The sequence below is a fragment of the Bacillus sp. FSL K6-3149 genome (genome assembly GCF_038630515.1).
Classification (GTDB): domain Bacteria; phylum Bacillota; class Bacilli; order Bacillales; family Bacillaceae; genus Bacillus; species Bacillus pumilus.
Genome location: NZ_CP152034.1, coordinates 1,209,005 through 1,228,543, shown reverse-complemented (window position 1 = coordinate 1,228,543; position 19,539 = coordinate 1,209,005). Strand labels below are relative to the sequence as shown.

General features: G+C 43.3%; 19 protein-coding genes. 7 read left to right on the top strand and 12 right to left on the bottom strand.

From position 1 onward, the window contains the following. Positions 1-177: 177 nt before the first annotated feature. The gene (locus MHB83_RS06480) at positions 178-612 is read left to right on the top strand and encodes a MarR family transcriptional regulator (protein WP_050943332.1); all 435 of its coding nucleotides are present in this window, start codon (positions 178-180) and stop codon (positions 610-612) included. Between the two features lie 165 nt (positions 613-777). On the opposite strand, the gene MHB83_RS06475 is transcribed toward MHB83_RS06480, so the two are convergent. The 4 genes from MHB83_RS06475 to MHB83_RS06460 form a co-directional block, all read right to left on the bottom strand. Beyond that, positions 778-1,911, bottom strand: coding sequence for a zinc-dependent alcohol dehydrogenase (locus MHB83_RS06475; RefSeq protein WP_050943334.1), 1,134 nt, complete (start codon positions 1,909-1,911; stop codon positions 778-780). Positions 1,912-2,060: 149 nt separating this feature from the next. Beyond that, positions 2,061-3,083: a quercetin 2,3-dioxygenase gene (locus MHB83_RS06470; RefSeq protein ID WP_310427407.1), complete on the bottom strand. Its 1,023-nt coding sequence runs from the start codon at positions 3,081-3,083 to the stop codon at positions 2,061-2,063. Positions 3,084-3,163: 80 nt separating this feature from the next. Beyond that, positions 3,164-3,727, bottom strand: a complete 564-nt coding sequence (locus tag MHB83_RS06465) for a TetR/AcrR family transcriptional regulator (protein ID WP_342496737.1) — start codon at positions 3,725-3,727, stop codon at positions 3,164-3,166. Positions 3,728-3,764: 37 nt separating this feature from the next. Then, the gene (locus MHB83_RS06460; protein WP_310026218.1) at positions 3,765-5,246 is read right to left on the bottom strand and encodes an amidase; all 1,482 of its coding nucleotides are present in this window, start codon (positions 5,244-5,246) and stop codon (positions 3,765-3,767) included. Positions 5,247-5,433: 187 nt separating this feature from the next. Between MHB83_RS06460 and MHB83_RS06455 the strand changes: the two genes are divergently transcribed. Beyond that, complete coding sequence (locus MHB83_RS06455) at positions 5,434-7,047, top strand: S8 family peptidase (RefSeq protein ID WP_240792667.1); 1,614 nt, start codon at positions 5,434-5,436, stop codon at positions 7,045-7,047. Positions 7,048-7,086: 39 nt separating this feature from the next. On the opposite strand, the gene MHB83_RS06450 is transcribed toward MHB83_RS06455, so the two are convergent. Next, positions 7,087-7,626, bottom strand: coding sequence for a DUF402 domain-containing protein (locus MHB83_RS06450; RefSeq protein ID WP_342496736.1), 540 nt, complete (start codon positions 7,624-7,626; stop codon positions 7,087-7,089). Between the two features lie 115 nt (positions 7,627-7,741). On the opposite strand from MHB83_RS06450, the gene MHB83_RS06445 reads away from it, so the two are divergent. Next, positions 7,742-7,945, top strand: coding sequence for a hypothetical protein (locus tag MHB83_RS06445; RefSeq protein ID WP_342496735.1), 204 nt, complete (start codon positions 7,742-7,744; stop codon positions 7,943-7,945). Between the two features lie 45 nt (positions 7,946-7,990). On the opposite strand, the gene MHB83_RS06440 is transcribed toward MHB83_RS06445, so the two are convergent. Next, positions 7,991-8,539 (bottom strand): GNAT family N-acetyltransferase, encoded by a 549-nt coding sequence (locus tag MHB83_RS06440; protein WP_050943341.1) that lies wholly within the window; start codon positions 8,537-8,539, stop codon positions 7,991-7,993. Positions 8,540-8,752: 213 nt separating this feature from the next. On the opposite strand from MHB83_RS06440, the gene MHB83_RS06435 reads away from it, so the two are divergent. After that, positions 8,753-9,967, top strand: a complete 1,215-nt coding sequence (locus MHB83_RS06435) for a multidrug effflux MFS transporter (protein ID WP_253621894.1) — start codon at positions 8,753-8,755, stop codon at positions 9,965-9,967. Between the two features lie 209 nt (positions 9,968-10,176). Here MHB83_RS06435 and MHB83_RS06430 read toward each other — a convergent pair whose 3' ends face one another. The 4 genes from MHB83_RS06430 to MHB83_RS06415 form a co-directional block, all read right to left on the bottom strand. Continuing rightward, a complete protein-coding gene (locus MHB83_RS06430; RefSeq protein WP_170966021.1) occupies positions 10,177-10,347 on the bottom strand; it encodes a hypothetical protein in 171 nt (56 codons plus the stop codon). After that, positions 10,344-10,931 (bottom strand): DUF1700 domain-containing protein, encoded by a 588-nt coding sequence (locus MHB83_RS06425; RefSeq protein WP_050943346.1) that lies wholly within the window; start codon positions 10,929-10,931, stop codon positions 10,344-10,346. The genes MHB83_RS06430 and MHB83_RS06425 overlap by 4 nt, the downstream gene beginning before the upstream one ends. Beyond that, on the bottom strand, positions 10,924-11,241 hold the full coding sequence (locus MHB83_RS06420) for a PadR family transcriptional regulator (RefSeq protein WP_003217253.1): 318 nt from the start codon (positions 11,239-11,241) through the stop codon (positions 10,924-10,926). The genes MHB83_RS06425 and MHB83_RS06420 overlap by 8 nt, the downstream gene beginning before the upstream one ends. 98 nt (positions 11,242-11,339) lie before the next feature. Further along, a complete protein-coding gene (locus MHB83_RS06415) occupies positions 11,340-12,170 on the bottom strand; it encodes a YitT family protein (RefSeq protein WP_034320763.1) in 831 nt (276 codons plus the stop codon). Between the two features lie 332 nt (positions 12,171-12,502). Between MHB83_RS06415 and mmuM the strand changes: the two genes are divergently transcribed. The 3 genes from mmuM (at position 12,503) to MHB83_RS06400 (ending at position 15,635) form a co-directional block, all read left to right on the top strand. Beyond that, the gene (mmuM, locus tag MHB83_RS06410; RefSeq protein ID WP_310427398.1) at positions 12,503-13,441 is read left to right on the top strand and encodes a homocysteine S-methyltransferase; all 939 of its coding nucleotides are present in this window, start codon (positions 12,503-12,505) and stop codon (positions 13,439-13,441) included. 46 nt (positions 13,442-13,487) lie between these two features. Continuing rightward, entirely contained in the window at positions 13,488-14,891 is a 1,404-nt protein-coding gene (gene mmuP, locus MHB83_RS06405; RefSeq protein WP_050943350.1) for an S-methylmethionine permease, read from the top strand. A gap of 123 nt (positions 14,892-15,014) precedes the next feature. Next, positions 15,015-15,635: a hypothetical protein gene (locus MHB83_RS06400; RefSeq protein ID WP_342496734.1), complete on the top strand. Its 621-nt coding sequence runs from the start codon at positions 15,015-15,017 to the stop codon at positions 15,633-15,635. A 345-nt stretch (positions 15,636-15,980) separates the two neighbouring features. Here MHB83_RS06400 and MHB83_RS06395 read toward each other — a convergent pair whose 3' ends face one another. Beyond that, complete coding sequence (locus tag MHB83_RS06395; protein ID WP_003217020.1) at positions 15,981-16,463, bottom strand: hypothetical protein; 483 nt, start codon at positions 16,461-16,463, stop codon at positions 15,981-15,983. Between the two features lie 311 nt (positions 16,464-16,774). Next, entirely contained in the window at positions 16,775-19,444 is a 2,670-nt protein-coding gene (locus MHB83_RS06390) for a S8 family serine peptidase (RefSeq protein WP_342496733.1), read from the bottom strand. Positions 19,445-19,539 lie beyond the last annotated feature (95 nt).

The window sequence follows — 19,539 nt, the reverse complement described above, 5'->3', positions numbered from 1 at the left end:
TAAAACCAGCTGAAAGTAAAATCATTTCAATTTGGAATTGTTCTTTATATTAATTGATAATATAGGTAATTTTATAGCCGTCTTCCATTTTGGTTTAAATGATGATAACTATTATGATAAGATAGACCTAGTAATTGATCGGAAAATGCGAATGCAATAGGAAAAGAGGTATGGAGAATGCAACATTTCGAGCTAGAGGCAAGTTTATTAGACCATGCGCTGACAAAGTATTTAAAGGCGACGAAACAAATAGATGAAGAGAACATTCCGAAAAACGTCACGAATGTGAAAGGGTTTATTTTACGCATCATTTATCGTCATCAATCATGTACTGTGAAAAATATTCTGCAGGAAGTTTCATTATCTCCCTCTGCAACAACAACCGCTCTCAATCACTTAGAAGATGAAGGGATGATTATCCGCTCTCGAAATAATAATGACCGCCGCACTGTATGGATTGAACTCTCTGAATCAGGTGAACAAATTGCAAAACAAATGATCGACAACCGCCAGCTGCTTGTCAATCAGCTGTTCAACCACCTTTCAGAAGAAGATAAAAAAACATTTTTTGAATTAATCGAAAAAATGATGGACGAGCCATTAAAGGCTTAGGAACATTCCTAAGCCTTTGTCCTCTTTTCAACCTTTGCAGTCTAGGAAGGACGAGTACCGGAGCGGAGCGAATTTAGATTCGTGAGCACCGGAACGCAGACCTGACACCGAATGCGAGGGTTTGTCTACACGCTGAGGCTTAGGAGAATTCCTAAGCCTTCTTTTTTATGGCTTTAAGATGACCTTTATACAATCATCCTTCTTATCATTAAATATGTGATACGCATGAGCGGCATCATCTAACGGCAATTGGTGTGTGATGATCGCTTTAGGATCAATTTCACCGGTTGTCACTTTTTGATAGAGCTTTGACATGTAGCCTCTCGCCGGGGCCTGCCCCATTTTCAGGGTGACGTTTCTTGCGAAAAAGGCACCTAATGGGAACATATTATATAGGCCGCCGTACACACCCGTCATCTGCACCGTTCCACATTTACGGACGGCTTTTGTGGCAATTTGAATCGGTCCGATCGTTCCACCTTGTAGCTTAAGTTTCTGCTCAATTTTTTCAAGCGGCGACTTCTTCCCGTCCATTCCCACACAATCGATCACAACATCGGCTCCACCTTTGGTCAGCTCCTTTAACGTTTCTCCCATGTCGGGATCTTCTGTAAAATCAAATACTTCTACGCCGCTCATCCGTTTTGCATGTCGCAGACGGTAATCAATGTAATCGACCGCAATCACACGGTCTGCCCCTTTTTGCCATGCAAATTGCTGTGCCATTAACCCAACAGGTCCACAGCCTAACACAATGACCGTATCACCTTTTTTCACACCGGCGTGCTCCACGCTCCAATAAGCAGTTGGAAGAACATCCGATAAGAACAGCAATTGTTCATCCTCCAGCTCACAATCATCTGGGATCTTAAACGGAGTGTAGTTCCCAAAAGGCACGCGTAAATATTCTGCCTGTCCTCCAGGGTAGTTCCCATATTTCTCACTATATCCAAAAAGTCCACCCGAATCATAGTGCGGGTTTGAGTTGTCGCATTGGCTTTCTAAGTGGTGATGACAATATTGGCATTGACCACATGCAACGGTAAATGGAATAACGACACGGTCTCCCTTTTTTACTGCCGTGACATCCGGGCCAACTTCCTCCACAATCCCCATTGGCTCATGCCCAATCACATAGCCGATTGGAAGCGGGAAATTCCCCTGATACAAATGTAAATCAGATCCACAAATTGCTGTTGATGTAATTCGGATGATCACATCTTCCCGATCTTGAATAGATGGCGCATCTACTTTCTTCACTGCAATGCTATTTTTCCCCTGATAAGTAACAGCTCTCACATGCATTTCCTCCTTTAGCGAAAATCATCTGTAGATAGCTTCACCTTGAATGGATGGTTCATGCATCAGATCAGGATTATTAAAAAACAAAAAAGCCCGTCGATCGGTTCGACAGGCACTTATACAATCATGTGTAACGCGTTACCTATTTATCCTTTTTCAATAAAGACCAAATCATATTGAGAGGAAGTCTCTCGATCAATCATCAAGTTCCCTTCTTGAATAAAATAAGGACATATACTCGGGCTTTGTGATTCTTCAAACTGCTCATACAACTGCTCAATCTTTCCAGGAAGCAGCAATAGCAAAAATTTATTAGAATGGGACACGAGTTCAGAAGAGTGAATTGTATCCGGCGGTATATAGGCAAAGTCACCCGGCATCAGGCATATATCTTCTCCGTTCAATTGCAGATTCATTTTTCCCTCAACGCAATAGAGTGCTTCTGTATGTACTTGATGATAATGCGGAGGAAAATACTTTCCCTTCGCGCCTTCAATCACAAAATGACTGAACCCGCCTCCAGTTGTTTCTGTTGTTGCGATCAGCTCATGAAGCTGACCATCAATAATGTATTGCTTCCCTTCACCAGCCTCTAATACGTAGGGCTGCACCGCCTGAGGGAGCTGACTATGAAATAAAACGGAGGGCTTAGTTGTATTTGACAGCTGCCGGATACCATGCATCAATATGAGATCGCTTTCTTTTTCAGCTTGTTCAAAGCTGTCTGCATCGAAAGCATGATCGGTCATCGGCCATTCGTTCCGCTGAAGCCTTTTCCCAATTTGCTGATAGACATCTGTCATTTGTCCGCCCAACGTATATGAAATAAATCTTGTTTTGTGACTATGCATTCTGTAGCCATGGATCGTTTTGGGTGGGATATGAATATAATCGAAGGCTGTGACCATATATTTTTTACCGTCCAAGATCACTTCAAGCTTTCCTTCCAGCACAAAAATGGTTTCAAATAAGTGCTCATGACAGTGAAGTGGAAAATAAGCTCCTTTCCCACCTGTGATTAAGACAAGCTCAAACAGCTGATTCGTTTGATTTACTTCTGCCAGCACATGAACAAGCTGATTTTCCAGCCCATACAGCTTCCCTGAACCAGACACGGTATAAAAAGAGGTTCCTTCGGATTGCTTGATCGATTGCGGTTGCTCCGACATCCCATCACTCCTCATGACTAATTGACTATCTTTATTATATAGACCAATTGATATAATAGATAGACAATATGCGAGAGATTTTACTCTTCTCGCATAAATAAGTGTCTAAGGTAACATTTCACATGTTCTAACGGGGTCGTTTGTTTGAGTGCGGTGGTCATCGATAGACCCCCAATCACCATTGAATGAAGGAGAGAAGCCAGCTCATCCGCTTTGTTTTCTTCATATCCGCTGTTCATGAGCTTTTCTTTCACAAGCTTTTGCCAGCGGATCATTTCTTGTTTACATGCAGTATGAAGCTGCGTATGTTCTGGCTTGGATTCTGCCGCCAGCAAGACAATCGGAATGCCTCTTTCATTTTCCTGTTCCATAAATCCCTGAATGATGTTTGTCATAAAGCGGTCGATGGCGATATAAGGATCATCCGAATAGGCAAAGCTTTCTTCAATTCGATGGATGACCTTTTGACTAATATATTCAACGGCTGCTATGGCTAGCTCTTCTTTTCCGTTTGGAAAATAATAATAAAGAGATCCTTTAGGCGTGCCGCTCTCTCTAATGATTTGATTCAATCCTGTCGCATGATACCCCTGTTTGCGTAAAAGAAGTGCGGCCGTTTGAATAATTCTATCCTTCGTACTCACGTGTGACACTCCTTTCCCTCCATAGACAAATGTCGTTTCAACGTATGAGTTGATTTGTTCCTTTCCAAATCGAGGATGTCTCCATCTCTGCTGCAAGCCGAAGCAGCCAATCCTCTTTCCCCTTAGGTGCTGTGACCTGTACCCCTAAAGGCATGCCCGCCTTAGTGAGATGAACAGGAACGCTCATAGAAGGCTGACCCGTTAAGTTGGCAAGCTGTGTAAATGGTGTGTAGGTCAGACTCTTTAAGAACATGTCATAAATGAGATCCTGCTGCGCTTGCATTGAGAGAGATGACACACGTAAAAGTTCTGTGATTTCTTCTTTCGAATGCATCAACTCACCAACCTTAGGAGCTGAATAGGCAGTCGCTGGTGTCACAAAGAGATCATAGGTTTGATGAAATGACGCCATTTGTGCAGCCGCCATATCCCATGCATCAAGACTTTCTGTGTAAGCAGCAGCGGTTACATTCTTGCCAGCCTCTGCCAACACCCATGCCACGATGTCTGTTTCCTCCGGATTGACTGGACGTCCTAATGAACGATTCAAGGACGTGAATAGTGCAGACATTTCTCCGCTGTTCATGACGTAGTATTGCTGCATCAGATGAATTCCATCGATTGCAGGCCCTGCTTCTTCTACTTGGTGCCCTTGATCACTCAGCCATTTCACTGTTTGCTGCACCGCCTGCTTCGCTTCCTCACTGACCTTCGTACCAACTGGAGATTCTACACTGTAAGCAATTCGCATAGAAGATGTACGTTTCTCTAGATCTTCTTGATAGCTGCCGTCGTATAATGGCGTTTGGAAAGCCGCTTCAGGCTGAATGACTTGAAGTAGATCAAGAAGGGCTGCACTGTCCCGCACTGTTTTTGTAAGTGTAAAGTCAATGGATGCCCCTTGCCACTGCCTTCCTGCGCCTGGTCCTACCGGCGTTCTTCCTCTTGTTGGTTTGAGACCGAACAAACCTGTAAAGGATGCTGGAATCCGAATGGACCCTCCACCATCACTTGCTCCACCAGCAGGTACGATGCCGCTCGCAACAGCTGCTGCCGTCCCGCCGCTTGAACCGCCAGGAGAATAGTCAGGATGCCAAGGGTTCCTCGTTGGACCATGTAAAGCAGGTTCTGTTACATTTCTTAATCCGAATTCTGGTGTGTTTGTATGTCCCATCATGAGAAATCCAGCCTGCTTCAATCGCTGGACAAAGTGGGAGTCCGTTTTTGCCTTTACATCCTTTAATAATGCAGCTCCTGCTGTCAGCGGTTCATTTTCCAGCCCTTGCGATATATTTTTCAGTACAAATGGAACGCCCGCAAACGGCTGATTCATATGTAATGTCTTGATTTCTTTTAATAATTGATCTTGTCTTGTCTGAATCAACGCATTTAGTTCAGGATTGACCTCATTCAATCTAGCAAATGCAGCTTGTACAAGCTCGTCTGGCGTTACCTGCTTATTCCGTACAAGTGCCGCCAAGCCAATCGCATCATACGTCATATACTCTTTTACGTTCATCAGCATATCCTACTTTCTCTTATTATGTTCTCTCTATTGTCTACTAGATTTGTATGAATTTCAATTTCAGGTTACTTGTAAAAAAAACTTTCTGACAAACAATATGATTCTTCTAACCATCCTTCTCATTTCTCCGATATAATAGAGAAAAAAAGACGGAGGTCATCGTATGCAAGGGGCTATCGCCTTGAAAAAGAAAATATTCGTAGTCATCGCGTTTCTTCTTGCGTTGACAACTGCCTTGCCTTACCATTCGCAGGCAGCTGCACCGCCAAAAGAAACAGATGTCATCATCGTCTATAAAAACCAAAAAGGAAAGCAAACAGCGATTGAAGAAAGTGAAAAAGTGAACGCACAGTACATACATCTTCCCGCTGTCGCTGTGACAGCAGATGAACAAGCGGTCACGTCACTCAAAAAAGACCCTAACATCGCGTATGTCTCAAAAAACATAAAGGTCAAACTCGCTTCTTCTACGATGAAAAAAACCGCTGCCTCTACGAATCAGGATGCATTGGTTCAAAAATCTTACAACTTGCAAAAACTGAATGTAAAGCAAGCGATAAAAGAAGGCGTCACGGGGAAAAATGTGAAGGTAGCCGTTTTGGATACTGGTATTTCTCCACATGAGGATTTAAAGATATCCGGCGGTAAATCATTCGTGAACTACACTTCCTCCTATAAAGATGATGAAGGACACGGCACACATGTCGCAGGAACGATTGGTGCCCTCAATAACGATTACGGCACAGTCGGCGTCGCTTCTGGCGCGAAGCTGTATGCTGTGAAAGTGTTAGATAAAAAGGGAGAAGGCGACTTGTACAGTCTGCTTCGAGGAATTGATTGGGCCATTAGCAACAAGATGGATATTATGAATTTAAGTCTAGGTTTTGAAGACAATATCCCTATTTTGCGTTCAGCAGTGGATGAAGCATACAAAAGAGGACTGCTTGTGGTCGCTGCAAGCGGGAATGATGGGAAGAAGAATCATATCAGCTATCCTGCCGCCTACAATAGCGTCATTGCCGTTTCTGCAACGACGGACAAAGACAAACTCGCTTCTATCTCAAATACAGGGAAAGGTATTGAATTTTCTGCCCCTGGTCAGAACGTCATCAGCACTTATTTAAAAAATGAATATTGGTATGCAACAGGTACATCACAAGCCGCACCGCATGTCACAGGCATGCTGGCACTGTTGAAGCAGCTTCATCCGAAGAAAACAAATGTTCAGCTTCGCACCTTATTGCGCAGCTATACAGTGGATCTTGGCGCAAAAGGAAAAGATCCACAATTCGGCTATGGCCGCGTGCAATATATACCACAATCAAGCTTTTTGAAGGCTGCGACTAGCGCTGTCAAAACAGCCGAAACTTCTAAAAAGCAGGCAGATGTCAATCAAGCCAAAACGAGAATTGGCCGACTCACTGCAAGTAAGCAAAAAACAGCACTCACTGAACGGGTGAAAAAGGTACAAGGAACCATTGATATCCGCTTGGCACGTGCAAAGGTTCAAACAGCCGAAAAAAGCAAAACACAAGGCGCCATTAAAAGCGCACAAGCGGCCATCAAAAAGTTAAACAAAGGCAAAGAAAAAACAAGCCTGCAAAATCGGCTCGACAAAGTCAAAAAACAGGTCGCCTATCAAAAGAAAGTGACAGACGCCAAACAAAAGGTCAAAAAAGCGGAAACCAAACGAACGAAGAAAACAAAAGCAGTAGCGCAAACCGCTGTCAAACAGCTAAAAGCTTCTAAAACGAAAACCAGTTTACAAAAACGATTAAACCGTATCAAGGTATAACAGAAAAAACGATTCCTCGCTGAAAGGAATCGTTTTTTTCTATTTTAACAGCGGTGCAAACAAGCTGTGATGATATTTCCCATCAACATCTGCCCTCACTTGATCAAGTATGTTTTCTAACGAAGCCATCACACTCTCTAATGCTCGGTGCACTGAACCTTGTTCAAAATCCACTAAACTCTCTGGCAACTCATCTTCATCCAATACAAAAAAATCACCATTCGGAAGAACGAGAAGATCAACAATGAGGTCTTCAAACATGACCAGCTGGCCGTTGAACGATGTATTCCCCACAATATTAAAATAAGAACCCAGTTCCTTCCCTTGATCATCTCTCCAGAAATACATATTGTAAGGACGATCCTTCCAATAATAAGCGGTCGTATAGCTCCCTTTTGGAATCGTCAGAGCACGATCACCTGCCCTCATCGTAAACGTGTCTTCAATCTTGTGAAACAGCACAGCCTGCTGTCCCTGTGCGTCTAACAGCTGACAAGTATGTTCCACAATCTTCTGATCGTATTTGATTTTTCTCTCGATTACTTCATCCCACCGATCCGCATGTAGCGAAAACACCATGTCACAACTCCCTCTTGCATCTAGATTCTCTCTTTCCAGTATACACCGATTTTTTTTGAAAAAATAAAGGGTTGCTGCATTCACATATGGAAGACCTATTGATGAGGTGAAATAAATGAACGGAATCACGATTCTTGAAAACCTTACACAGCTTGGACAAATCATCCTCATTTTTTGCGGCTTTGCCCTATATAGGCGGCTGGTGAAAACGAAGAGAGAACGAAGGCTATCTCCTTATGAGCACATGTTAAAATTCTTTGTTATGTTCGGTTTAATCTCGTGGGGGATATCATATTGGGCGCTTATACTGTGGGCGTAAATAAAAAAAGAAGAGCTGTCCATCGAGGACGTGCTCTTCCTTTTATTATGCGTGATGTGATGAACCAGCTGGTTGTTCTTTCTGGATGACATATTGATAGCTTTTAACATGCGTCCCGTTTTGATTCACAAATTCTTTATCTAGTGCACGCTCAAAGCCCATTCTTTCATAAAGACGAATGGCAGCCTGCATTTTATCAGAGGTATGAAGGTACAGAACATTTTCGCCCCATGATTGCGTGAGCTCAATACTTTTACGTAACAATGACTCTGCAATTCCTTTTCCTCTGACATCGGGATCTACTCCTAAAAACCGGACGATGGCTGATGTAATGCCCATTTCGGGTTTGTCATACGCTTGCTCTGATGATCGGAACATTTGAAGCGTCCCTACGACCTGACCTTCAAGCTCCGCCACAAGCATCAGCTCCATGTTTGGATTATCTACAGCTGCTGCAAGCGCAGCAGAATAATTTTGCCAGCCTTCCTCTGTAAATTGAGGCTCATACTGTGAATAGGATTTGATTAGTACGTGTCTAATGGCCTCATGATCTTCTTTGACTGCTTGACGAATGATCAGCTCTTGCTGCTCCATGTCAGCACCTCCTGTTGTTTAATTGCCAGATATACGTATCATGCAAATACTGCATGTCGATGACCTTGTTCTTTTCTCTACTCATTCAATGTAAAGAGTCTCCTTCGAAAGATCAATTATTTTGCACGGAATCCTCTTTGAAAATTTCCATTGAAAAGGGACGCTCGATTCATTATGCTGTTTTGAGGAAGTATACGAGGAGTGTAATGTCATATGAGTTCTTTATCTTATCCCCAAGAATCGAAAAAAAACCGATTTCTCCTTGCTGCATTGCTTGGTTCTTTAACCGCCCTTGCACCGCTTGCAATGGATATGTATTTACCTGCATTGCCTCATATTGCGCGAGATTTTGAAGCAAGCACTGCTTTGTCCCAATTAAGTCTGATGGCTTGTCTGATTGGACTCGCGCTTGGACAACTGATTGCAGGTCCTATTAGTGATACGATCGGCAGAAGAAAACCGCTGATGATCGGCTTAATCATTTTTATCGCCGCATCTCTTTTATGTACAGTGGTCTCGTCGATTTGGATGTTCATCCTCTTAAGATTGATTCAAGGACTCGCTGGTTCAGCAGGCATTGTCATTGCACGAGCCATTGTGCGAGATCATTATGAAGGCTCAGAAATGACGAAATTCTTTGCACTGCTCATGTTGGTCAACGGGGTTGCTCCGGCAGCGGCACCTATTGTGGGCGGACAGATGTTACGCTTCACCACATGGCAGGGTGTATTTGTTCTATTAGGCATCCTCGGGGCCTTGATGCTGCTGAGATCTATTTTTTCACTTCAAGAAAGTTTACCTGCGGAGCGCAGACAGACAGGAGGCTTTCAACAGATTGTAAGTGCCATGAAAATTTTAGCGAGTGATCGTCTCTTTGTTGGGTATGCCCTCTCGCAAGGTCTTGTATTCGCAGCGATGTTTGCTTATATTTCTGGCTCACCGTTTGTGCTTCAGGAGCTTTTTCACCTTTCTCCACAAGGATTCAGTGCTGCCTTTGCAGTGAATAGTCTTGGGATCATCACAGCTGGACAAGTATTTGCCCGCGTCGCTGCTAAAATCGGCGAAGAGAAGGTTCTTCGCATTGGATTGCTGACAGCTGCCTTAGGCGGCATCACCTTATTTTTGATGATCTCCATTGATGCTGGATTATACGGCATTCTCATTCCGCTCTTTTTTGTGGTCTCAAGCGTTGGAATTGTCGGCACCTCTGCCCCGTCTCTTGCGATGCAGCATCACGGCGCACATGCAGGAAGTGCGGCTGCCCTGATCGGTGTGGCACAAATGCTGCTAGGCGCCTGCATGACACCTCTTGTCGGACTAGCCGGAAGCCAAACAGCCTTTCCAATGGGCCTGATCATTATGCTTTGTGAACTAGGTGCACTTTGCTGTTATTTCTTCTTTGTAGCCAGAGCAAAAAAACCCGCATAAGCGGGTTTTTCAGATTGTCGACAAAGGGCTAAAATGATCTTGATTTTAGCCCTTTGTCTTCTTTTCAGCGTGATAGAAAACCTTTGAAGTCTAGGAAGGACGAGTACTGGCGCGGAGCGAATTTGACATTCGTGAGCACCAGCACGCAGGACTGACACCGAATGCGAGGGTTTGTCTACACGCTGAACCCGCATAAGCGGGTTTTTCATTTATGGCTTGCTCCAATTGATAGTGCGGAACACATTGTTCTGGTCATTGTTGTGATATGCATCTAGGTCAAAGCCCGATAGTCCAAAACCAATTGCCATGATCATTCCTCCGGCAACGGTGAAGATGATCCCCCATTTGATGCATTGCTTTTTTAAATCATTCACATTCATATTCTCACGACCTTCTTTTTAAACATTCCCATGAATGCCTTAGTGGTTTGAACAGTCATTTGAACAAATAGCTTTGTCAAATACACCGTGGCCATGCCGCATAATAATCCGACACCTAATAGAAGAATACCAACGCCAATTTGCGTCACCACCACATGCAAACCGTCCTGAAAGATAAATGGAGAACCAATGATGCTCCAAAAACCTCCGAGCAGACCAACTAGCGTCACTGTACCTGTCACGAGCGGAATGCACCAAATCACCATATACACAGAAAGAATCAGTAGGAAGACTGTTGCTAGAATACTGCCCCATAATGGAAAGCCTAAAATGAGGATGGAGAGCCTTGTGGCTTTTTCTCCAAACGTCGGCACCTGAACGGTTTTAATTCCTTGTTCCTTCAAAATCCCTTCAGCGATGATAGCAGGCTGCCCGACTTGATCGACCGCTTCCTGTTCACTGTATCCATCTTCTTGATAATCCTCGATCATTTCATCGTAATACTCGATGAACCGGTCACTTTCTTTTTCGCCTAGACGATGCAGGTGCTTCTCTAAGCTGGCTAAAAATTCTTTTTTATTCATTGCCCTGTCCTCCAGAAATAAAGTCGTAAATCGCCATCACTTGATCCCATTCCGCTAAAAACTGCGCCATATGCTCACGGCCGCTTTTTGTCATCCGGTAGTATTTTCTTAATCGACTATTATGTTCTTGGGAATAGGTCTCCACATAATTGTTTTGCTCTAATCGCTTTAATATCGGATATAATGTCGATTCTGAAATCTCAATACAATGGGACATATCTTTAATCATTTGATAACCATAGGAATCGCCTTTCTTTAATACCGCCAGTACACAGAATTCCAGTAAACCTTTTTTTAATTGTGCATTCATGATTACAACTCCTAACCATTTATACTATACATTACATAGTATCATGTGACAAGAGGTATAAATATAAAAAAAAAGACCCTTTTGGGATCCTTTCGTTTTTATATATTCACAAATCCTTCTCCGAACACATCACGCACGTCATGGACAACAACGAATGCGTCTCGATCAATTTTCTTAATGATTTTCTTTAGACGCATAAGCTCTTGTTTTTGAATGACTGCATAGAGAATTTCCTTCGATTCCTTTGAATAATGACCGCGTCCGTTTAAAATCGTCACGCCTCGATCCAAGGTGTGATTGATTTCTTCGGCAATATCATCTTTGCATGAAGAAATGATCGTCACTGCCTTTTTCGTGTTAAGCCCTTCTATCACGAAGTCCATCACCTTTGTCGCCACGTACAGCATCACAATCGTGAACATTAATTTTTCCGCACCAATAATAAAGTAGGAAGCAAATACGACGATCAGATCAAAGAACAAGATGGCGTAGCTCACGTTCCAGTCTAAATACTTGTTGGCAATTCTTCCGAGTATGGCAGAACCCGCCGTTGTACCGCCTGCTCTTAGCACAAGACCAATCCCAATTCCGATAATGATTCCTGCGAAAATGGCCCCAATGATCAATTCGTGAACATTCACGACCCATGTTGTGGTCAAGTGTAAAAATAGGGAGTTACTTGCGACGGCAACCACAGTATAAATCGTCGTCTTCTTGTCCAAATATTTATACCCCACAAGCAGCAGAATGGCATTAAACACTAGGTTCGTCAGCCATGGTGCAATTTCAAACAAATAATAGAAAATGATGGACAGCCCCGTTACACCGCCTTCACCAAATTCAAGCGGAATGACAAACATGTTCACTGCGGCGGCAAATAAAAAAGAACCAATTAGAATCATTGCGATATCTTTTACACATTTTTTCAATTTCTTCTTTCCTCCTTTTTTAAGCATATAAAAAACCCTCTTTCTGCACGAAAGAAGACAGTCGTTGAACAAAAAAAATCAAAAGACAGCGCCTTTTGACGAAGCTTTCTGAAATGAACCTTTCCATAATATATATCTCTTTTTAGAGGCTGTCAATGACTTGGTTTTCTATTATTTTGACTGCATGTTTATGCATGGAAACCCGCATGTTTTCAGGGTTTTTCCGCGGTCACATGCTTTTTCCTCTCCTTGACAAAAACACTTTAGTCATTTAAACTACTGCCTCATATCATATCCATCATTTCCGACTAAAAAGGAGGGTGTTCCATTCGATGAATCCTATTCAAAGCCGTTTACAGGCTCACGCACCTTTAATTTTAGACGGTGCACTTGCAACAGAGCTTGAACGAAAGGGCTGCAATTTAAACGACAGTTTATGGTCAGCCAAAATACTGATTGAACAGCCAGAATTGATTCAGCAAGTACACTTGGATTACTTCCAAGCCGGAGCTGACTGTGCCACAACAGCGAGCTACCAAACAACGATTGATGGCTTCGCTGAAAAAGGCTATTCAAAAGAAGAAGCCATTGAACTAATGAAACGATCTGTCAATTTAGCAAAAGAGGCACGCGATCTTTTTTGGCAGGATGAAGCGCGTCGCAAAGGGCGGACAAAACCATTTGTCGCAGGATCTGTGGGGCCATTCGGCGCTTATTTGTCTGATGGTTCAGAATATAAAGGAAATTACGGACTCACAGAGCAGGCACTCATTGATTTTCATAGACCAAGGATTCAGGCATTAGTAGAAGCTGGTGCAGATATTCTTGCGTGTGAAACGATCCCTTGTCTCATTGAAGCAACGGCCATTGCAAAGCTGCTGCAAGATGAATTCAGTGGTGTATCTGCTTGGATTACATTCAGCGCGAAGGACGACCTTCATATTAGTGAAGGAGATTTGCTCAGAGAATGTGTACAAGCACTGGAACCTTATGAACAGATCGCTGCTGTGGGTGTAAACTGTACGCCGCCGCAATTTATCTCTTCTCTCATTCAAGAGATGAAAAAGGGGACGAGCAAACCGATTGTCGTGTATCCAAACTCAGGGGAATTATATGATCCTGAAGAAAAGGTATGGAGCGGAGATACGCCTCAGCATACATTTGGTGAATGTGCGCATCAATGGTATCAAGACGGCGCGCATATCATCGGCGGCTGCTGCAGGACAACCCCAGAAGATATCACGGACATCTTAAAACTTACCACAGCATAGCACCATGAATCATCACACATACTTCTAAGCAAAAGGGCGGGAAGACATGGAACAAGCAAAAGATCAGTCACAACAATATCAACGAAAAATGACGAGCCGCCACCTGTTCATGCTTTCTCTAGGCGGCGTCATTGGAACAGGGCTCTTTTTAAGCTCTGGGTATACCATCAATCAAGCAGGACCCGCGGGGACGATCCTTGCCTATCTTGTCGGGGCATTAATTGTGTATCTCGTGATGCTCTGTTTAGGTGAGCTGTCTGTGGCAATGCCGGTTACAGGGGCCTTTCATACGTATGCAACAAAGTATATTGGACCCGGCACAGGCTATACAGTCGCTTGGCTCTACTGGCTGACATGGACAGTCGCGCTCGGATCGGAATTTACAGCGGCAGGGCTTTTAATGCAGCGCTGGTTCCCGGACACATCGGTTTGGATGTGGAGCGGTGTCTTTGCTCTTCTTATCTTTTTACTCAATGCGTTTACAGTGAAATTTTTTGCAGAATCAGAGTTTTGGTTTTCCAGCATTAAAGTAATGGCTATTATTCTCTTTATTATTCTTGGCGGAGCTGCGATGTTTGGCTTGATTCCGTTAAAAGGCGGTGAGGCCGCTCCGTTCCTTTCTAACTTCACCGGGGAAGGCGGTCTTTTCCCAAACGGCTTTTTACCGATTTTAATGACGATGCTTGCCGTCAATTTCGCTTTTTCAGGTACGGAGTTAATTGGGATTGCTGCGGGTGAAAGCGTCAATCCTGACGAGACCATTCCAAGAGCGATTCGCACAACCGTACTGCGTCTTGTCTTGTTTTTCGTTGGAACGATCGTGGTCTTAGCCGGCTTGATCCCAGTGGAAGAAGCCGGGGTGATCAAAAGTCCATTTGTTGTGGTGTTTGATCGCATCGGGATTCCATATGCCGCAGATTTCATGAATTTTGTCATTTTGACAGCGATCTTATCTGCCGCAAACTCTGGACTATACGCGTCATCCCGTATGCTCTGGTCACTTTCTGAGGAACGGACACTGCCTAAGAAACTGGCGAAGCTGACATCTAAAGGAATTCCTTTGAACGCACTGATTTTAAGTATGATCGGTGGGATTCTTTCTTTGTTCTCAAGTGTCATCGCACCAGAAACGGTATACCTTGTCCTTGTTTCGATCTCTGGACTGGCCGTTGTGATCGTGTGGATGGGGATTGCTGCCTCACAATTTATGTTTCGGAAACGTTTTTTACAGGAAGGCGGACAGCTCCATGATCTTTCCTTTCGAACCCCGCTCTATCCAGTGGTTCCGATTGCTGCCTTCTTCCTGTGTCTTGCCTCTGTGATTGGCATTGCCTTTGATCCAAATCAGCGGATTGCCCTTATCTGCGGCATTCCTTTCATCGCGCTCTGCTATGCTGCCTATTATGTGACAGCTTGGATTCAGAAAAAACGTGAAGAACCTGGTGTATAACGCCAGGTTTTTTTCTATCAAAAACAATTTGACAAAAAAGGATATCGCTAGTAAAAGAAGCGCACTTTGGTATATGATAGGAATCTATGATTTTCAGGATGAATCAAGGGAGTTGTCACTAATATGGAAATGACCATTACAAGAGCATTAAGTGAACTGAAAATGTTAGATAAGAGAATCAACCGAACCATTGATGAAGCCGTACTTGGTGGATTGATGATCGGGAAACATATACAGCACGGGTTTCAACATCAAGAAGAAATCGAAAAGAAGGCGAAGGCTGATGACCAATCGATTCAAGCATTAATCAAACGCCGGAATGCCATTAAATCAGCCATCGTTGTGTCGAATGCGACGACAACGATTGATGTAGCGGGTGTCAGCATGACGGTGGCAGAAGCGATTGAACGGAAGACATCGATAGAATACGATATTCGTTATTTACGGAAATTGAAAAAGGTGTACACAGAGCTAGTAGATAAAGCAGAACAGACCAATGAAGAGGTAAAGAAGAGGCTCGACCAGCATTTAGAAACCTTGTTTGGGAAAGACGGAAAAACACAAGCAGCTGCCAACCAAGAGATCGTCAAGTCGTTCCTCGCTGAAAATGAGGCGACGATCATCGATCCGCTTCGTCTTCGAGTGAAGATTGAAAAGCTTTCGACCGAGATTGAGGATTTTCAAATGGAAGTTGATTTTTCCTTGTCAGAGAGCAATACACTAACGAAAATACAGATCGATTAATCAATTTTGTTAGTGAGCCGAAAATCGATAGAACTAAACACCTCCGAGGGAAAGGTCATTCCCTCCTCATCTGATCATCTCTGGATGATCCTTGATAAAAGCTCAAAGCTGAACGTTCAAGGATCAACGTTCAAGTGTAAAAGTTCTTATCCATCAAAGCTCAGAATTAAAAGGTAAACGCTCGATCGAATCTGGGAGTCACGGCTCATGAGTGTTTGTTTATCGACTCTTTCGGTTGCCGCCCAGCAGGTTTGCTAACAAAAAGAAAAGGATGTCACATGAAGACATCCTTTTTTCTATGAAAAAAAACGACAAGGCTTTCGCCAAGTCGCTTCTTCCAGCAGATTAGTAACGGGATGTATATGCCAAATGGTACACACTTGTGACATTTGAAGATAGCTTGATGTCGTTTGAAGTGAACGTCACTGGAACGATATCGTAGTAATGTGTAGACCAGCCTGCATTATTGTATGTTTGGTAGCCTGCACCTGCAGGAACTTGAAACGTCAGTGAAAATTGTCCATTTACGTCTGTTGTGCCTGTCGCTGTTTGAGCATATGATTTAATTGCTGCTTCAAAATAAAGCTGAATCGGCTGATTAGGCATGAGATTTCCACTTGTATCTTTTAGTGTTCCTTTAAACGTAGCTGGATAATAAGAACCCACGCGATATTTACTGCCATAGCCGTAATTCACTAATCCACTATCGGCTGCGGTGACACTTGTTACTTGAACGGAAGCTGGTACTGCCCCTGTTTCCTCTGCATGTGCAAAGGTTGGGAATACGAGAAGCAATGATAGAAAGAAAGCAAACATGATTTTTTTCATCGATAAATCCTCCTTTTTTTTCCTGCTATATTACTATCGACATTAATTGGTATTTTTCCAGTAACAAGCAAAAAAACTTCCCTTTTTTAGAAAGGGAAGTTCCAGATTGTTGACAAAGGGCTAAAATGATCTTCATTTTAGCCCTTTGTCTTCTTTTCAGCGTGATAGAAAACCTTTGAAGTCTAGGAAGGGCGAGCACAGGAGCGGAGCGAATTTGACATTCGTGAGCACCGGAGCACAGTCCTGACAAAGAATGCGAGGGTTTGTCTACACGCTGAAACTTCCCTTTTTTAGAAAGGGAAGCTCTCCTCTTACTTTTTCACAACAACAACCTTCACCGCTTTGCTTTCTCTTTTTCTCACATCTGAAGCAGTCACATACAAGACCGTTTTGGCTTTTTGCGGTTTTATTTGGGCAGTAAATGCGCCCTTGTTATTCGTTTTCACCGTTTGGATGACTTTCTTAGATTTGTTTTTCACTTTAATGGTCAATCCTGCACCCGCAGTCCCTTTGACGGTTTTACTTTTGACCGTTACTTTGCCCACTTTCGGCTTAGCTGGTGCTTTGCCTTTTTTGACGACTGTTTTGAGCGTTGTAGCGGCCTTTCCTTTTGAAATCTTAATGTGAAGGACTTTGTTTTTGTTCTGATGCTTGATCTTCACGCTAAAGGTTCCATTTTTGCCTGCTGTGCCTTTTCCAAGCAGTGTTTTGCCTCTATACACAGAAATAGCAGCGCCAGCCTTTGCTTTACCTGTCACCTTTTGATGCTGATCCTCCACTTTGCTCACAGATGCGTTCAGTTCGACAGCACTTAAAGCAGCAAATGCATTCAGTCTGCCATGTCCTGTCATCCAATCGATCCCTGGAATTTTCGGATCGACAATTGGCTCATCGTTTTCATCATAGAAAACGTCATCTGTTCCATCAACAGAAGTAAAGGAGATGCTATCGGCTGTGCTTTGCAAGATATTCCTTACTTGATTCGGCTTCAAGGTTGGATTTTTAGAAAGAAGTAATCCTGCTGCCGCGGCCACATATGGTGTCGCCATTGATGTCCCGCTCAGGTATGAGACATTCCCATCTGGCATTAAGCTTGGAATATCAGATCCTGGTGCAGACATGCTCAGTCCTTTACCAAAGCTTGAGAATTCAGCGGCAATATCCATACGGTTGCTTGCGCCAATGGCCATTGCGTATTTTGATGTCGCAGGATAGCCCATTTCTGGAACGCCATCATTTCCACTCGCCACGACCACTAGTACATTTCTTTGAGCCGCGTAGTTCATTGCATATTCAATCACTCTGCTGTAGTAGCCGCCAAGGCTCATGTTGATGACCTTTGCGCCTTTGTCCACTGCATGCTTGATTCCAAGTGCAATATGCTCTGTATCGCCAAAGCCATAGGCATCCAGTACCTTCACTGGAATGATGCCCGTATGTTGGTTAAGACCTGCCATCGAGTAATGATTATCGGCTTTTGCGGCAATGATGCCCGCCACATGCGTACCGTGTCCATTATCATCAATCGCATCTTTGTTTCGTCCAATGAGATTCGCACCTAAGTCCGTACGAACAGTCCCGCTTAAATCAGTCAAACGGCTGTCTACACCTGTATCCACAACAGCAATTAATGTTTGCTTCATTTTGCTTGTGCCAATCAGTGTATTCATTTGTTCAAATTTGACGTCAGCGCCTTTTTTCCCGCTGTTTTGCGCACTGTTTTTCAGCGGCCACTGGTAACCATACTGCGCGTCGCTGCTTAGCGCGCGATAGGTTTGAACAGGCTCTGCAAATTCAACATTCGGCATGCTGGAAAGCTTTCTTGCCGTGCTTTTGATGACCGCTTTGCCTGCTTTTAGTGTCTTTCCAGCTGATTCTTGCCCTGCTGGCACATCATAGACATACATTCCTTTAAATAAAGGACTGACTGACTGTGATGTCACACGGTTTTCTTGGATGCCATAGCTTTTCATCTTCTTTTTCGCAGATTGAAGTGTTTGGCCATCCTTTAATTTAAAAATGATCTTATTCGTTTTAACCTTCTCTTCTTTTACAAGCTTTTGTTTCTCTAATACATAACCGATCGATTTTCCTTCAAGCTGATCGATTCCAATGTTTTGACTCACTGCTTCTAATTCCTTATTTAAATAGGCAGGACTTGCTTCTTTGAGCATATTAAAAAGGGAACGGATCGCCTGTTGTTCTTTCTCTGTCACAATATGACCGCTAAATGCACCATTTTTCTCTACGTCATTTAGCAGTGACTTTAATGTCAGCAGATGATTGTATACCTTTTGCTGCTCATTTTTTTGTTTGATGAGCTTCGATTTGAGAAATGGCTTTGTTTTTTGGAGCACACGGCTCAGCTTCTGACCATTTGGTGTTTCATTAAAACGTTTATCTTCGATTGTACGAATCGATTGGAGAATTTCTCGCCCGTACTTTTTCTCAATAATAATGATGACAGGCTCATCGTCTTCAGGGAAAACGGGTTCAGAGGGCGGAAGGTTAGCTCCTTTATACCCGATTGTATAAGCCGCATCCTCTTCCTCATCACGGCTGTCTTCCTCCGACCCTAAATAGAGCACTTTGACAAAGTAAGGACCTGACCATGCATGAGGGAAGTCGATCTCTGTCTCTCCACTTGCAGTGTCCACACGATATCTCGAATAAGTGTCATCCTTCATCGCTCTGTCTTTACTTGGATAGACCGATACGGATAATACTTGTTTACTTTTCACAGAAATTTTCATATGTGTATGTTTTGCCACCTCTTGTGCTGATGGCGTGATTTGGTACCATGACTCTTCCATTTCATTCTGTAATGTCCCTGAGATGACTTCACCATTTTTTAACCCAATGGCTTCATTGACATTTGTTCCTTTACTGGCAGCTGCTGCCTCGTATCCAGGTAATGCCGCCATACAGAGAATGATGGCCATGAGTACGATCACACATGATTTGACCTGCTTTTTGAACATGAAAAGACCCCCTTATCTTTTGTAATACCTTGGAAGAATATCACAGAAATGCATTTAGTAGAATCTGTTTTTTACATAATTAAACTCGTTTTAAG

Excerpts from the sequence above, each read along its gene's own strand:
- MHB83_RS06460 (WP_310026218.1), bottom strand. The coding sequence starts at position 5,246 with ATGAACGTAAAAGAGTATATGACGTATGATGCGATTGGCTTGGCGGCA.
- MHB83_RS06440 (WP_050943341.1), bottom strand. The coding sequence starts at position 8,539 with ATGGAGCAGCAAGAGCTGATCATTCGTCAAGCAGTCAAAGAAGATCAT.
- MHB83_RS06450 (WP_342496736.1), bottom strand. The coding sequence starts at position 7,626 with ATGGTGTTTTCGCTACATGCGGATCGGTGGGATGAAGTAATCGAGAGA.
- MHB83_RS06395 (WP_003217020.1), bottom strand. The coding sequence starts at position 16,463 with ATGAAAAAAATCATGTTTGCTTTCTTTCTATCATTGCTTCTCGTATTC.
- MHB83_RS06445 (WP_342496735.1), top strand. The coding sequence starts at position 7,742 with ATGAACGGAATCACGATTCTTGAAAACCTTACACAGCTTGGACAAATC.
- MHB83_RS06435 (WP_253621894.1), top strand. The coding sequence starts at position 8,753 with ATGAGTTCTTTATCTTATCCCCAAGAATCGAAAAAAAACCGATTTCTC.
- MHB83_RS06420 (WP_003217253.1), bottom strand. The coding sequence starts at position 11,241 with ATGAATGCACAATTAAAAAAAGGTTTACTGGAATTCTGTGTACTGGCG.
- MHB83_RS06430 (WP_170966021.1), bottom strand. The coding sequence starts at position 10,347 with ATGAATGTGAATGATTTAAAAAAGCAATGCATCAAATGGGGGATCATC.
- MHB83_RS06470 (WP_310427407.1), bottom strand. The coding sequence starts at position 3,083 with ATGTCGGAGCAACCGCAATCGATCAAGCAATCCGAAGGAACCTCTTTT.
- MHB83_RS06425 (WP_050943346.1), bottom strand. The coding sequence starts at position 10,931 with ATGAATAAAAAAGAATTTTTAGCCAGCTTAGAGAAGCACCTGCATCGT.
- mmuP (WP_050943350.1), top strand. The coding sequence starts at position 13,488 with ATGGAACAAGCAAAAGATCAGTCACAACAATATCAACGAAAAATGACG.
- mmuM (WP_310427398.1), top strand. The coding sequence starts at position 12,503 with ATGAATCCTATTCAAAGCCGTTTACAGGCTCACGCACCTTTAATTTTA.
- MHB83_RS06390 (WP_342496733.1), bottom strand. The coding sequence starts at position 19,444 with ATGTTCAAAAAGCAGGTCAAATCATGTGTGATCGTACTCATGGCCATC.
- MHB83_RS06400 (WP_342496734.1), top strand. The coding sequence starts at position 15,015 with ATGGAAATGACCATTACAAGAGCATTAAGTGAACTGAAAATGTTAGAT.
- MHB83_RS06480 (WP_050943332.1), top strand. The coding sequence starts at position 178 with ATGCAACATTTCGAGCTAGAGGCAAGTTTATTAGACCATGCGCTGACA.